Origin of the sequence: Clostridium sp. Marseille-Q2269, assembly GCF_943736985.1 — a bacterium.
GTDB lineage: Bacteria > Bacillota > Clostridia > Clostridiales > Clostridiaceae > Clostridium_F.
Genome location: NZ_CALSFS010000006.1, coordinates 31,576 through 47,736, shown reverse-complemented (window position 1 = coordinate 47,736; position 16,161 = coordinate 31,576). Strand labels below are relative to the sequence as shown.

Genomic DNA, 16,161 nt, shown 5'->3' with positions numbered 1-16,161 from the left:
TTTTATTCTCCTATGTATAAAAGAGAAATAAAATCTAATTTTATTGGTAAAAGAGACTATCTTTTAGACAGTCTCTTATTATCTTTCTATTTTTATTGTCTAAATCCTGTTTTTTTAACAAAATTATTCCATTTAATTATTCCTATGATTATAACTAAAACAGCTCCACCTATCATCTCTAATTCATATACTATATTTTCAGCTAAACTAGGCATAACTGGTGCCGCTGATAATACTATACCTATCACTGATATTATAAATAACATATTAGCTATAACTACAGCCTTCCCATTATCTTTAGCCATTTCATATGGTCTTATTTCATTTGGTCTATCTGTTCTTAATTTAACATATGAACGGAATAATATAACATATGGGAATAATGACGTTAATGCTGTCATTGTAACAAGTACATTATATATAGCATCAACAGATGGTAATAATGTAGTGGCTAACAATATAATACTTACTATAATAGCTTGTAATATAACTGCTTGTACAGGTATGTTATGTTCATTAACCTTTGTGAATTTCTCTGTAAATATTCCCTTTTGTACACTACCAAATAACATTTTTATTGGTGATGCTATGTAAAGTATTATAGCTCCTAAAACTGACAAAGAAATACCTAATGCTATTATTCTTATAAACCATGGTCCTATGCCTAAGTTAGCTGCAACAGTTCCTAATGCTGTTAATATACCCTCTGATGCAGTTATTTTATCTGTTGGTATAATCATAGTTACTGCAATAGAACCTAATACATAAAGACCTCCAACTATAGCTGCTGATATTAAAATAGCCTTTGGAAAAGTTGTTTTAGGGTCTTCCATTTCTGTAACAAAATTTGCAGCAGTTTCTGCCCCTGCAAGTCCAAACATAACAGATGAAATTGCTGCTAAAGCATCCATGTTTAATTTTGGTGTTAATGTAGCTACTGTATATGTTGATGCTGGTTTATGTCCAAACACTAATACAGATACAAACGCCATTACTATTAAAAGAATCGCTGGTACAGTTGAACCTAATGCCCCTAAATTAGTAAATATTTTAGCAAAAGCCATACCTTTAGTACTAATTAATGAAAGTATCCAAAATATAACTAATGAACATATAAGTACAAACATCTTATTACCTGCAAGTTCTGGTTTTCCCAATGCATAAGAAACATTTACTATTAAAAATGTTAAAAATGATGAATACCAAAATAATTTAGCTGTCCAGTTTAGCCAAGACACCATAAATCCCCATTTTTCTCCATAGGCTTCTTTTACCCATTCATAAAGCCCTCCATCTCTTGGATAAGTAGATGCAAGTTCTGCACAAATAAGAGCACTTGGCAAGAAAAATATAAATGCAAATATTACCCATGCTGGTATTGCACCAAGACCTAATCCAAAGCTAGATGCTGTAGATTTGGCTATCCATCTAATCCCAAAGAGCGCTGATACATTCATGAAAACTAAGTCCCATAGACCTATTTTCTTTTTCATGTTTATTCCCCCTTTAATCAAAATCTTCAGTCACATTGAATATTTATACCTACAAAGTTTTGTAAATATTTCAGTATATTTTGATAATATCATAATTTATATGATATGTACACGATTTTCTACTGTTATACAGTAATTATTTATTATTTACTACAATATATATTATATTTTTACACTTATATTAAAATATTTTTTTAATTTGTCTGGTTATAAATAATCTTATTATTGTATATTTTTATACAAATAATTGTATAATTTTTTTCTAATGCTGAGCTAATAATATTGAATTGAAACACTTATTATGCTATTATTATTGAAAGAAAAGTAAGATTTTTCTGGATTTTGTTAGTATGAGTATTGGAGGTCAAAATGATCAATGAAATTGCTGAAAAAATTAGAAATCTAAGAAAAGAAAAAAATTTAACCTTAAAAGATCTTGGTGGGAAAACAGGTTTATCTATAAGCTTTTTATCACAAGTTGAAAATAATTCGTCTTCTCTTGCAATTACTTCTCTAAAAAAAATTGCAGATGCACTAAATGTACCTATAACTTATTTTTTTAAAACTCCAGAACTTCACAAATTTTTAGTAAAAAAACAAGAAAGAGAAGTTTTTGAACTGGAAGGCTCCAGTTCTAAATTCATACGGCTAAGTGGTAACTTTCCAGAAAGAAATATGGAATCTATATTGGTTGTAATTCCAGCGGAAAAACAACATGGTCACAAATTTAGTCATCCAGGAGAAGAATTTGTATATGTATTAGAAGGTGCTATTATAGCTACTTTAGATGGTGAAGAGTATTTTGTAAACGAAGGAGACTCTATTCATTTTCCTTCCACTATACCACATATATTAGTTAATCCTCTTAAAACAGATTCTAAAATATTAACAGTTGTCTACCCTGTAATATTCTAAAAATCATTATATATTCCACATTCATGTGCCATTAATAAATAAAAAAAGATTAGCAAGTTTAAATTTAATTTGCCAATCTTTTTCTATTTATTAATCCTCATCATAAAAATCTAAATAAGAATGTTTTTCTCCATGTTTTTTCCATCCTAAGATAGCTTCCATATTCACATTTTTAGATGACATAAAAATAGATTTATCTACATCTTTAAAATTTTTCTTTAATTCTTTAATTAAATCTTTAATCTCATGTCTTTTATTTCCTACTTTACCCGCTGCCACCATACAAGCGCAGTTTAGTGGCCATATACCACTACTTTGTATAAATTTTTGTATATATTCTTCTTCTACATAATATAATGGTCTTATTAATTCTAGCCCTTTAAAATTTGTAGATTTGAATTTAGGCAACATAGTCTTAAAGTTTCCAGCATACAGCACATTTAATAAAATAGTTTCTATAACATCATTAAAATGATGACCTAATGCTAATTTATTACATCCTAATTCCTGTGCTTTAGAATAAAGAGCTCCTCTTCTCATTCTAGCACACATATAACAAGGATAATCCTTTGCTATATCATCTATAACTTTAAAGATGTCAGAATTAAATAAATTAATAGGTATATCTAAATAATTGCAGTTGTCTATTAATAACTTTCTTATGTCTTTATGATAACCAGGGTCCATTGAAATAAATTCTAAGTCAAAATTTATTTGGCCATGCTTTTTTAATTCCTGAAATAATTTTGCCATAACTATACTATCTTTCCCACCAGAAACTGCTACAGCTATTTTATCACCATCTTCTACAAGATTAAATTCTTTAATAGCTTTAACAAATTTATTCCACATAGGTTTTCTATATTTCTTAACAATACTTCTCTCTATGTCCTTAAGAGGTTTTCTCTCATTAAAAGGTACTAAAACTTCACAACCTTCTCCAGCTATATTACTCATATTTTTTCACCTCACTTACGAAAAATATTATAACACTTTTATATTATTTTGTACTAAAAAATTTTTAATAAATCAAAAATAAGCCATATTTATTAATAAACATGACTTATACAAATTTCTTATTTATATTACACTAGTATAATTTTATAATATTTTTTACTTATGAAAATTTAATAAATTAAAATTTTATTATATATTATTATATAAAGCTTTATTGTAGAAGATGATTCATGAACTCACACATAATAAAAGCACTATTTAGACAAAAGTTCTGAATAAATATCTGAAAACTCCATATTTACATATTCTTTACTTGGCGAATACATTATATTGTTTTCTTCATCTAATTGATTTTCTACTAATTTTACTGGTATATTTATTATAAATTCGCTACCTTTGCCCATTTCACTTTTAATATCTATACTTCCTTCATGCATACTTACAAAAGATTTAACTAAGTATAATCCTATACCACTGCCTTCTTTATTCCTTCTTAAAGTTTTATCTACTTGAATAAATCTATCAAATATACTTTTCTTTTTGTCCTCTGGTATACCTATACCTGTATCTTTTACATACACAGTAATACTATCATCAAGATCTTTAATATTTACATATATATTTCCACCACTACCAGTAAATTTTATAGCATTGGACAATAAATTTAATACTATTCTTTCTATTTTATCTGGATCTACAGCCATAATTTTTTCTTCCACATCTGTATCAAATACAATATTTATATTTTTACTTTCTGCATAATAAACTACAGATAAAGTAATTTCTTCTATTAAATTTACTACATTGCAATTTACTAAATTGAGTTTTAAATATCCTGAATCTAGTTTAGTTGTATCCAATAAATTATTAATTAACCTCATAAGTCTATAACAATTTTGTTTTATAACTTTTATATATTGCTCTTTTTTACCATGGGACTTTTCATCCTTTTTATATAAATCTAATATTTGCACTGCTGTAAATATTACATTTAAAGGTGTCTTTAATTCGTGAGATATATTGGCCAAAAACTCAGTGATTAATTTATTGTATTCTCTACTTTCATTTAATAATTCTATATTTTTTTCTACATCTTTTTGAAGTTTTTCCACCTGCTTTTCTGAGGTTATATCTCTTAATATAGATAATATAGCAGGCTTATTATTATATATAATATACGTACATGTACTTTCAACATTTACTCTCTCTTTTTTACTGTTTTGTATAATCTGTTCTAAAGATATTATTTCAGTTTTATCTTTATATATTGCTTGTAACTTATCTTTTATCTTCTTTTGATTTTCTTTTACTATAAATTCATTTATATTTACATTTCTAAGTTCACCATTATTATTACAAATTAATAGTTCTGCTGCACTTTCATTAGCAAAAACAATTTTATCTTTCCTATGTATTATAATAGCATCTCTTGCATTTTCTATTAGTAGATTATAACAGGTATCATTTTTCAAAAGAAGTTCTTCTATATATCTTCTTTGACTATTTTTTTCATTTAACTTTTTATTCAAATTTTGTAACTCTATATTCTTTTTTGCTATACTCTCATTACCTATCTTAACATAATATCCTAAGGACATAGCCGTTAGAACAAACACTCCAGAAAGAATTAAATCATTTTCAAAATAAGGATTTACTCCATTACATTTAGCCATAGATAAATCTATAGTTAATATTATAATAGAAGATATTATTGAAATAATCATACCAGACTTTAATCCTCTTTGAATAGTAGTAGTAATTATAATAAATAAAAATAAATATTTATACTGACTGCTATATTTCCCTGATATTATTATCATAGCTGTAAAAATTAAAATAAAAAATATATTCTCTATTTTTTGCATAAGCAATATATTCTTAAACATCCTAGTTTTTATAGCAAAAAAAGACCAAATTAGATATATAATAGTCATTATTAATGATAATGTTATTGCAAATATAGTATTATAATAACTATTTTTACTAGCATAATTACATTTAGAAATATAATTATATAGTATTATAGAAGAAAAAAGTAAGGATATCAATTTCACTGTACAGGTTATATTATATATATTTTTTTCTCTGCTTTCATTTAATTGGCTCATAAATCTCACACTCACAGTCATATAATATACGAAGAAATAGTGTATAAGAAAATTTACTTATCTATATACACTATTTATATTTTATTTTTTTAATGACTTTGGTTCCTTAGGTTGATATGCACTAAGCACACAAGCTGAATCTGCTGTAGAATAAGCCACAAATTTAAGTAACTTTGCACTTATTTGTATACATTTTTCTTTTAATTGTTTTTTCATTATAATACCCCCTATTATTTTATATATGAATTAGCTTTAAAACGTAAGTATGCTAATAAATTTATTATTCCATAGCGTATTTCCCAAATATTTTTTTTGCCACAGGAGTAAGGGTAAAACTTTGCCATAACACTGCTATAATTATACATTTATTATAATATATTAAAATATCATATCTATATTTTAAATATAATAATATAAGCAAAATTCCAATAACAAATAAAGTATCAATTACTATAAATGAATATTTCTTTAGTCTTAATCTTTCACCTATATTATTTATAGGCTTATGTTTAGTATCTCTTGGAGCAAACTCATAAACACAATAGCGAGCATACATAAATGTGAAAATAAATATACATATAAAAGTTATATTCAAATTTATATTAATATTTTTCACAACAATTCCAGATCCAACACAAATAATCGCACCCCAAATTGCACATTTATTAGGGGAGTGGGCATGTAACCCTCCAGAATACTTTCTATATATTGCTATAGTTACTACAATAACAATAGATTCTATTAAAACGTTAAATATTTCTCCTAAAATTACTACACATAAGAATGACCATATAATCTGAAATAATACAAATGCTCCATATGAAATTATTTCTTCTGTTTCCTTATCTGAATTTAAACTATTTGTAATTTTGCTTGCTATTATATTAGAAGCATGTTCAATTAAAAACATCCTTTAATCTCCTATTTTTTATTTTTAAAATAAATAAAACTATAATTACTAGCATAACCATAGATGGCATCAAATAAATACATTTTTTTAATGGATCATTTAAAATGGCTTCTATATTTGTAGCAAACATTTTATATATAAAATATAAATTTAAAGCTTCACTTAATGCTAAAGAACTCATTAAGATTAAAGAATAAGTTATAGCTTTAATAGGAGTAATATCATTTATAAGTGTACTTATTAATATTATTACTATAATATTTAATATAGTATGCACCCCAAAATGTATTGGTAGTAATCTAATTGAATATATAATTATAGATAATAAAACACTAGTTATTAAATATTTACTCTTATTTATTTTAATATTACTAAAAGCTTGTGTTATAAAAATAATTAAGAAGCATTCTGGTAAGGTTCTTATTAATAGCTCCGTTATACCAATCTTCAACACAATTAAATCCTTCCTTTATCATAACATTTATACTATAATTATAACACTTTTAGGAAATAATGTAAGGTTATTTTGTTATTTTTCTAAATTTTTAACATTTTTGGATATATATTAGTGTTTTTTTATTAACTTATAAAATTGTGTGACTTTTAATAAATAAAAATAAAATAAATCCTCTAAAATTGTAATATTACAATTTTAGAGGATTTATTTTATAGGCTACAATAATCTTCAAGTAATTTAATATTATATATTATTTGTTATGACTATATTATTGAGTTAAATCTGAAAATTCCATATTTATTCTCTCTATATTAGTTTCATAAATCATATTATTTGATGTTTCATTTTCATCACAAACTACAGTAGGTAATTCTATTATAAACTCTGTTCCTTTTTTTAATTGGCTCTTTATATCAATACTGCCATTATGCATTTCTACAAAAGATTTTACTAAATGCAATCCTATACCAGTTCCTTCTTTATTTTTCTTTAAAGTTTTATCCACCTGAAAGAACCTTTCAAATATGGATTGAAGTTTATCCTCTGGTATTCCTACTCCTGTATCTTTTACATGTATATATACATTTTCTTTGCAATCTTCTATATTTACAAATACTTGTCCTCCAGAATCAGTAAATTTTATGGCATTGGAAAGTAAATTCAAAATAATTCTTTCTATTTTATCTGGATCTACAGCAATTATTTTTTCCTCTATATCCGTATCAAATATAATATTTATTCCTCTACTTTCAGCATAGGATGCTACGGATAATGTTATTTCCTCTATCAAATTTACTATATTATAATTAACCAAATTTAATTTTAAATAGCCTGAATCTAATTTAGTTGTATCTAATAAATTATTTATCAATTTCATTAGTCTGTAGCAATTTTGTTTCATCAGCTTTAAGTATTTATCTTGCTTTTCATTATTATTATATTGTTTTCCATAAAACTCTAATAATTGTACTGCTGTAAAAATAACATTTAAAGGAGTTTTTAATTCATGTGATATATTTGATAAAAACTCTGTAATTAATTTGTTATATTCCCTACTTTCATTTAATAATTCTATATTCTTTTTAACATCTTTTTCAAGCTTTTCTACTTGTATTTTAGATGTTACATCATGCAATATGCTTAAAATTGTAGGCATTCCATTATAAACAACATAAGTTGATATATTTTGTATTGTTTTTTCTTTATTATTGCTTATATTGTGCTGAAATCTAATTATGTTCTCACTACCATGATATAATTTTTTAAATTCTTTGTCTGCATTGTTGTGTTGATCTTTAGGAACCAATCTCTTTATATTTATGTCTTTAAAACTATAATCTTTATTGTATCCTAAAATATTTTTTAGCTTTTCATTTGCAAAAATAACTTTTCCATACCTGTGTACCAATATAGCATCCTTTGAATTTTTTATAAGTAGATTATAACAATTCTCATTTTTTACAAGCAATTGCTCCATGCATTTTTTTTGTATTTCTTTCTCACTTAGCTTATTAGCTAATAAACTTACCTCTTCCTCTTTTTTTCTTAAATCTTCTCTTTTAATATTTACATAATATCCTAAAGGCCAAGATGTCATTATAAACACCCCTGCTAAAATTAAATCTCTTTCAAAATATATATTAACTGGAGCCTTAGGTGCATATATCAAATCTATAACCAAGGTTATAATTGAACATACAATAGACGTAATTATCCCATACTCCATTCCTAATTGTATGGTAGTTGGAATTATAGATAGCAAAAATAAAAATTTATAAGAACTTTCATAACTTCCTGATATAACTATTATAAATGTAAAAATCATAATTGATATAATATTCTCTATAAATTGAATTACCTTTATACTTTTACATTTAAAAGCTTTCAATGATATAAAATTCCAAATAATATATACAATGATTAAAGCTATTATTATTATGCCATGACTTAATATATTTAAATAATGATTCTCAGAAATGCTTTTATTATTTTTTTCTGCATAATTCATATAAATAGTACTTACACAAAAAATTAATGTGACAAATTTCACTATTAACATACTATTGTATATTTTTCTATCATGATTTGAATGTTTAGATTCTATTTTATTTAAATCCATTAACATAACTCCTATATATTATTACATTATTTATTTCTATTTATTAACTTATTTATAGTAAAGATACTAAATAAATATAGAATAAATGAGGGGATAAAATATATTATTCTAGCTAAAGATGTAAATTTTAGTGAATATATATTAATTTTTAATATATAAAACATAACAAAAAAAGTTATAAGTTCACTTAAAGCCACAATTATAACCATAATCATACTATAAGAAATAGCTTTCTGGATAGATAGCTTTCCAATATTAACGGATATTATTATAGAAAAAATAATATTTATAAATATATGACTTCCAAAATGTATAGGTAACATTCTTACACTATAGGATTCTATAGCTAATAATAATGACATTATTATTAATTTTTCCCTATTGAATGAATTTTTAGATAAAAAACAAATTCCTGTTATATACACAAAACTTTCTGGTATTGATATTAAAAAAAACTCTAGTATTGATAATTTCATAATATTTTTATTCCTTTTCATTTATAACATCTATATGTAATTATATCATATTTTTCTATTTTATAGAATTAATGCTAACAAGAAAATACATTTTCCATTTATTATATAGATATTTTCATAATTTTTCTATAAAAATATAGTGTTTTTATTAAATTTTGATTTATCATGTTATTTTTAATAGTTTTATGTAAAAAAATGTTCCCAAATTAAATATATTTTAATACTGATAGCATATTAATCAACCTAAACTTATACTAAATTATTTTTAATACTAAAAACAAAAAAAGCCGTATACATTTTACTGCATATGACTTTATATTAGAATTATTTATGATATTATACTTTTAGAAATATATTTAATTATATAGAAAATATATTATATATCCCATTTAAATAATAATATATTTTATATTTCTTTAGAATTTCATAAATTAGTAACAGTAATACTATGCTACTAATTGTAAAAATTCTTTCATAGACATAGAATACTGCATTTCTCTTGCTAATTCTTTATCCTCTGTAAATCCAATTTTTCTAAATACCTTTCTCCACCGTTTATTTTTAAAATTAACTTTTGCAACTACCTCATTAACACGCCATTGAAAAATGCGTGCTTTAAACCTTCAAAAATTGCACTAGTTCCTAAGCCTATTCCCCATTTTTCTTTATTTCCTATTACTATAACAATTTCTGCAACATTATTCTTAGGTACAAGTCTTAAGAAACCTACTGGCTCTTTCTTAGTTGTTGTTACCATAAAAAAGCTACCATTTTGGTTAAATAAATGTGTAAGAATAGGCATATTTATTCTATACATTATATCTTTAATACTTTTGCTTACATTCTGTTTTTCATTTAAATATTGTGTTATTTCAGTATCCTCTAACCAATTAGCAATTTTTAAAGCATCTGATTTAAAAACTTCTTGACGCAATTTTACATTGTTATTTCCCATTGGTATTAGCCCTCCCTAACATAATAAAAAAACCTATTAATGATGCAAACTTTGCATCATTAATAGGATTGCTCTACATACCTGAGATTATACTAAATATACTCATTTCTTTCAAATATTGTATATATCTTTTAATGTAGTTTCTATTGCATTAGTTCAGATTGGAAGTGAATGACCCTATTAATATAGATATTACTCATTTTATCTTCATAATTGACGTATCTCTATATTATAATAAGCTTAAGTCATCAAAACTATCTTTATTTTCCATAATAACTTCTATAAATTTTTCTGCTATGTATGGATCGAATTGAGTACCACTGCATTGTTTTAGTTCTTCAATAGCCTCTTCATAAGTTTTTCTTGTATTATAAGGTCTATTAGACGTCATAGCATCAAAACTATCTACCACTGTTAAGGCTCTAGCAAGAAAAGGTATGTTTTCCCTGTTAAGATTATCTGGATATCCTCTTCCATCATATCTTTCATGATGATGACGTATTATGTCAGAAATATTATGAAGAGAGGTTACAGGCTTTACTATTTCAACTCCATTTACAGGGTGCTGTTTTAGTATTTCCCATTCTTTTTTAGTTAATGCCATCTTTTTATTTAATATTTCTCTTGAAATATTTATTTTACCTATATCATGCATATATGCTCCATATATTAATATTTTTTTATCCTCTTCTCCTATTTTAAGCTTATCTGCTAATAATCTACTATAAAGAACCACTCTTTCAACATGTCCATAGGTATATCTGTCCTTAGCATTAATTACACTTATTAATGTTTTTATTGAAGTAACTAAATCTATATGTTTTTCATCTATATCATTTTTAAGTTCATCCAAAATAGAAGTATAGGCTTCAACTCTATTTTTGTTAAAAAACTTAGCTCTATAAAGAGCATCATCAGCACTTTTAATGAGTTCTACATCATTTTTAGCTTTATGTGGATATATAGATATTCCAATTGATACAGTTAAGTTTCTATTAGGTTGGTTTTCTTCACCTTCAAAATGGGTACATTCTATTTCTTTTCTTATATTTTCTGCTATGTTAATAGCTTCTTCCTCTTCAGTATCATATAATAATATTGAAAATTCTTCTCCACCATATCTTGCCACTATATCTTCTTTTCTTGTATTATCTCTCAATATTTTACCTATAGCTTTAAGTACTTCGTCCCCTTTCTGATGACCATATAGATCGTTATAGTTTTTAAAATAATCTATATCAATAAATATCATAGAGAGTACTTTATTATTATTTTTACACCTTACTATTTCTTTACTTAAAGCATCATGAAAAAATCTATGATTATATACCTCTGTGAGTCCATCTTTATTAACTAAGCTTTCAAGTTTTTCAATGTGCTCACTTTCCACCTTTACATAGAACCCCAACGGCCAAGCTGTAAGTATAAATACCCCAGCTAATATTAAATCTTGTTCAAAATATTCATTAACTATTAGGTTAGGAACACAAATAATGTCCATAATTAATATTATTAATGAAGCTAAACAGGCTATTATTATACCCTGCTTCATTCCTGATTGTATAGTTGTTATTATAATCATAAATAAAAATAAAAATTTGTATTCACTATCGTACGCACCTGTTCCTATAACTACAAAGGAAAATAGTAATATAAGTAATATATTTTCAACAAAATATATCCTTTTTCTATGATTTACTTTAAATTTATTGCTCGTTAAAAATGTCCATGTACAATATATTAAAGAAAATATTAATGTAGTAACTGAGATAATATGTGTAGCAGACATATTATTTTTATAATCTAATACCTTATTATTTCCAGTAAAAAAGCATTTAAATATAGCTATAGCTGAAAGCAATAAGGAAGATAATTTTACTATAGATACTATATTATTTATTTGATATCGCTTATCTTTTCTCATATCTTTCATATTAGTATACCTCATAATTACAGATTGTTTATTAATAAGAAAGATCGGTTACACCGATCTTTTCATTCTAGTCTTCTCTTAAACATTTTGGTTCTTCCGGTTGATATACACACCAATAACAAGCTGATGATGCTACTAAAGATGCAAAAAGAGTTGTAAATGCTGCAATTAACATCAAAGCTCTCTTGCTCAATTTATTCATGTTTTTTGTCCCCCTTTTTAATATTCATTACATAAGTAAGAAAATTATCTAATTTTGTAACTATTAGATATCCCAATGATGTAAGAGTTAATGTTTGCCATAATACTCCACTACATATACACAAAGAATATATAATGAATTTTCCCTTTCCCATTTTATAATATAGAATATAATTTATTAATATTATAAATAAATAAATACTCAATATTATAATCGACCTTTTTTTTAATTTTTTTATCTTTTTTTGTTTTTTTATGGGTTTAGAAGGGGAATCTACAGGGGCCAATTTATAAATAATATAATAAGACCATGAAAAAATGATTATACCTAGAAATATTAGCATATTTAAATTAATTAATAAATTTGTTAAATAAACTGATATAGTAGCAAACCCAACGCAAATAAATGTGCCTATAGCTGCACATTTATTTGGAGAAGTAGCATGTACTCCCCCTGAATATTTTCTTAATATACTTATTACAAATGATATTATTAATGCTTCAATCTGAACATTAACTAGATATCCAAATATAATTATAAGCAATATAGAAAATATAGTTTGAATAAAAGCAAAAGTTCCATAAGCTATAACTTCTTTTTTATCATTATCTAAATTTAATTCTGATGCTACCTTTGTGGCAATATTATTAGATAGAGTTTCTGCGTTGATCATACTTAATCTCTTTCCTCTTTAGTAATTTAATATAAAATAATATTATAATACAACCAAATATAATTAATGATGGTATCCCATATATGGTTTTTAATCTAGGATCTTTAAATATATAATTCATATCCTTTTTGAAAATATGCTGTATTATAAAAATATTAGCGCCTTCACAAATAAGTTGAATTATTATTGTAATAATGGTGCTTTTCCCTGACTTCATCACATCTATTCCATTTACAAAATAACTTAATAAAATAAGTACCATTATACTAAGTATAGTGTGAATTCCGTAGCTAATTGGTAAAGATCTAATTATAAATATCATCCCTACCATTAATAAACTAGATATTAAATAGTTTTTCCTATTTATTCTAGTATTCGAAAATGTATAAATTGCAAAAACAAGTAGAAATGCCTCGGGAATAGCTCTTGCAACAAATTCTACCATAGATAATCTTAACACACTCTATTCCCCCCTTGTTAATTATGTAAATATTTATAAATCTTTTATAATTATATCACTAACATTATGTAAATAAAATAAATTCATTTGTAATATTTAGTATATATTTTTCAATAGTATACATATTAATAAAAATTCTGTTAATTATTTGTATTTTTTATACTATTTAGATGTTTTATAGTGTTAAAAATAGTAATAAATACGAAAAATCTTATAAATATGTCTCCTATACTCATAACACTATATCCGGTATCAATTATATCTGTTAGAAACTTGAACTTAGTATATGGGGCACCTAAAATATGTATATCATTAACTTTTAAAAAAGCATCTGGCTTAGCATATCCTGTTAAATATGATATTGTAGGAAAAACTGCCATCTTCCCATTATTAGCTACTATAGCAATTTTATTTAGCACACTACCTATAAGAATAAATAGAGAACCTATAATAGCTTCTCTATATTGTTCATGTTTTATAATAATGAATATATAAGAAAAAATATAAATTGGTTCTAATATCTTAATATATTGTATTAAACTATAGTTTTGTAAAAATATATTTATTTGCACAACTACATATATTAGTTCAATGGATAGCGCAGGGTATATATGCCATGATTTAAAAATTGATTTTATTTTATATCCTTTTAATTTTGCTATCATCAAAGCTAATATTATTGTTTCCAGCATAAATTCACCTCCTTATTTAATATATATTTTATTTATACGTATTTTATTTTTATTAATTTAACATTAATTTTTAATTAAGTATAAAATTAATCTATTAATCTAAATATTTATTAACATGTTTTATATAAATTAAAATTCTATATCCATATTTTCTATAATAGAGGTAACTAAATAATAACTCCTAAATTTACATATAATTATTATTTATAAAAAATCAAAAACCCAAAACTCATTATTTAAAATAATAAGCTTTGGGTATATAAATATTTTGTATTAATTTTAATTATTATAATAAAGACTTTCTGAAACATATTCTGGATCGCAAGTCACATCTATCCCAAGTTTTCTAAAAGTTTGTTCTTCATTGGTGCTTATTATTGTAGTTGAATGAGCTTGACATCCTTTTAGCATTGGTAATTTTTCCATAGCTACTTGAGCTGTTGGATTTGTAGCCGCACATATACTAAGGGCTATTAGCACTTCTTCACAACTTAGGGCAGTTCTTTTACTTCCTAAAGTTTTTGCCTTTAAATTTATAATTGGTTCTAATATAACTGGTGATATTAGATGTATATCATCAGATATATTTGCATAATATTTAACTGCATTCAAAATTACAGCAGCTGTTCCATCCATTATTTCAGAACTTCTACCTGTTAATATTGTTCCATCCTCTAATTCTAAAGCTACAACTGTACAAGTTTCACTTTTATTAGTTTTTTCTTTTAATTTAGCTGCATATTCCCTTGCATGTATAACAACCTTTCTATCTTGTTCTTTTAAATTAAGTTCTTCCATAATAAGTTTAGCTCTATGGAAAGTTTCCTTATCTACATATCCTTTTTTGTATTCGCAAGCTGTTTTAAAAGCTCTTCTTATTATTTCTTGTTTAGATGCCTCTTTAACAACTTCATCATCAACTATACCAAAACCTACCCTATTTACTCCCATATCTGTTGGAGATTTATACACTGATTCTTCTCCTGTTATTTTCTCTATGATTCTTTTAAGTACTGGGAAGCTTTCAATATCTCTATTATAATTTACTGCTACTTTGTTGTATGCATCAAAATGGAAAGAATCTATCATATTAACATCTTTAAGATCTACTGTAGCTGATTCATAAGCTATATTTAAAGGATGTTTTAAAGGTACATTCCATACTGGGAAAGTTTCGAATTTTGAATATCCTGCAACTTTTTCTCTTTTATATTCATGATAAAGTTGGCTAAGACAAGTAGCTAATTTACCACTTCCTGGGCCAGGAGCTGTTACAACTACAATAGGCTTTGTTGTTTCTATATATGGATTTTTACCGTAACCTTCATCACTTACTATGGTATCAACATCTGTTGGATATCCTTTTGTAGCCTCATGCTTATAAACCTTTATCCCTCTACGCTCTAATTTATTTATAAATATATTAGTTGCAGGTTGACCATTATATCTTGTTATTACAACGCTGTTTACTTCAAGCTCATATTCTCTTAGATCATCAATAAGTCTTAAAACGTCCACATCATAAGTAATACCAAAATCTCCTCTTATTTTATTTCTTTCAATGTCACCTGCATATAAACAAATAATTATTTCTACTTTTTCTCTTAACTTATGTAGTAATTTTATTTTTGCATTTTCATCGAATCCTGGTAAAACCCTTTTTGCATGTAAATCAAATAAAAGTTTTCCTCCAAATTCTAAATATAGTTTATCATAATTGTTAACTCTTTCTAATATGTACTTTGATTGTTCTTCAAGGTATTTCTCATGGTCAAATCCTATTTTCATATTTACGCCTCACTATACTTTAT

At 25.0% G+C, this 16,161-nt stretch carries 15 protein-coding genes and 1 pseudogene; 1 reads left to right on the top strand and 15 read right to left on the bottom strand.

Annotation, left to right across the window (positions count from 1 at the left end):
- Window positions 1–92 precede the first annotated feature (92 nt).
- Complete coding sequence (locus tag NGI68_RS09165; protein ID WP_251861169.1) at window positions 93–1,493, bottom strand: APC family permease; 1,401 nt, start codon at window positions 1,491–1,493, stop codon at window positions 93–95.
- A 369-nt stretch (window positions 1,494–1,862) separates the two neighbouring features.
- Here NGI68_RS09165 and NGI68_RS09160 point away from each other — a divergent pair, with 369 nt between their 5' ends.
- Window positions 1,863–2,408 (top strand): helix-turn-helix domain-containing protein, encoded by a 546-nt coding sequence (locus tag NGI68_RS09160; RefSeq protein ID WP_251861168.1) that lies wholly within the window; start codon window positions 1,863–1,865, stop codon window positions 2,406–2,408.
- 90 nt (window positions 2,409–2,498) lie between these two features.
- On the opposite strand, the gene NGI68_RS09155 is transcribed toward NGI68_RS09160, so the two are convergent.
- From NGI68_RS09155 to NGI68_RS09090, 14 genes and pseudogenes are all read right to left on the bottom strand, one after another.
- Window positions 2,499–3,365: a tRNA 2-thiocytidine biosynthesis TtcA family protein gene (locus tag NGI68_RS09155; RefSeq protein ID WP_251861167.1), complete on the bottom strand. Its 867-nt coding sequence runs from the start codon at window positions 3,363–3,365 to the stop codon at window positions 2,499–2,501.
- Window positions 3,366–3,619: 254 nt separating this feature from the next.
- Window positions 3,620–5,518, bottom strand: coding sequence for a PAS domain-containing sensor histidine kinase (locus tag NGI68_RS09150; RefSeq protein ID WP_502799379.1), 1,899 nt, complete (start codon window positions 5,516–5,518; stop codon window positions 3,620–3,622).
- Between the two features lie 36 nt (window positions 5,519–5,554).
- Window positions 5,555–5,689: a cyclic lactone autoinducer peptide gene (locus NGI68_RS09145; RefSeq protein WP_251861165.1), complete on the bottom strand. Its 135-nt coding sequence runs from the start codon at window positions 5,687–5,689 to the stop codon at window positions 5,555–5,557.
- Between the two features lie 64 nt (window positions 5,690–5,753).
- Window positions 5,754–6,383 (bottom strand): accessory gene regulator ArgB-like protein, encoded by a 630-nt coding sequence (locus NGI68_RS09140; RefSeq protein WP_251861164.1) that lies wholly within the window; start codon window positions 6,381–6,383, stop codon window positions 5,754–5,756.
- On the bottom strand, window positions 6,370–6,837 hold the full coding sequence (locus NGI68_RS09135) for a hypothetical protein (RefSeq protein ID WP_251861163.1): 468 nt from the start codon (window positions 6,835–6,837) through the stop codon (window positions 6,370–6,372). Before NGI68_RS09135 ends, NGI68_RS09140 begins: the two co-directional genes overlap by 14 nt.
- A gap of 271 nt (window positions 6,838–7,108) precedes the next feature.
- Window positions 7,109–8,959 (bottom strand): PAS domain-containing sensor histidine kinase, encoded by a 1,851-nt coding sequence (locus NGI68_RS09130; RefSeq protein ID WP_251861162.1) that lies wholly within the window; start codon window positions 8,957–8,959, stop codon window positions 7,109–7,111.
- 26 nt (window positions 8,960–8,985) lie between these two features.
- Window positions 8,986–9,435 carry a hypothetical protein gene (locus NGI68_RS09125; RefSeq protein ID WP_251861161.1) on the bottom strand — a complete coding sequence of 150 codons (450 nt, stop codon included), beginning with the start codon at window positions 9,433–9,435 and terminating at the stop codon, window positions 8,986–8,988.
- A gap of 446 nt (window positions 9,436–9,881) precedes the next feature.
- A pseudogene (locus NGI68_RS09120) lies at window positions 9,882–10,390 on the bottom strand (GNAT family N-acetyltransferase).
- Window positions 10,391–10,619: 229 nt separating this feature from the next.
- On the bottom strand, window positions 10,620–12,323 hold the full coding sequence (locus tag NGI68_RS09115; protein ID WP_251861160.1) for a bifunctional diguanylate cyclase/phosphohydrolase: 1,704 nt from the start codon (window positions 12,321–12,323) through the stop codon (window positions 10,620–10,622).
- A 67-nt stretch (window positions 12,324–12,390) separates the two neighbouring features.
- Window positions 12,391–12,525 (bottom strand): cyclic lactone autoinducer peptide, encoded by a 135-nt coding sequence (locus tag NGI68_RS09110; protein ID WP_251861159.1) that lies wholly within the window; start codon window positions 12,523–12,525, stop codon window positions 12,391–12,393.
- Window positions 12,518–13,198 (bottom strand): accessory gene regulator ArgB-like protein, encoded by a 681-nt coding sequence (locus NGI68_RS09105; RefSeq protein WP_251861158.1) that lies wholly within the window; start codon window positions 13,196–13,198, stop codon window positions 12,518–12,520. Before NGI68_RS09105 ends, NGI68_RS09110 begins: the two co-directional genes overlap by 8 nt.
- On the bottom strand, window positions 13,173–13,658 hold the full coding sequence (locus NGI68_RS09100) for a hypothetical protein (RefSeq protein ID WP_251861157.1): 486 nt from the start codon (window positions 13,656–13,658) through the stop codon (window positions 13,173–13,175). Before NGI68_RS09100 ends, NGI68_RS09105 begins: the two co-directional genes overlap by 26 nt.
- 140 nt (window positions 13,659–13,798) lie before the next feature.
- Window positions 13,799–14,350: a DUF5317 family protein gene (locus tag NGI68_RS09095; RefSeq protein WP_251861156.1), complete on the bottom strand. Its 552-nt coding sequence runs from the start codon at window positions 14,348–14,350 to the stop codon at window positions 13,799–13,801.
- Window positions 14,351–14,629: 279 nt separating this feature from the next.
- Window positions 14,630–16,138: a DUF1846 domain-containing protein gene (locus tag NGI68_RS09090; protein ID WP_251861155.1), complete on the bottom strand. Its 1,509-nt coding sequence runs from the start codon at window positions 16,136–16,138 to the stop codon at window positions 14,630–14,632.
- Window positions 16,139–16,161 lie beyond the last annotated feature (23 nt).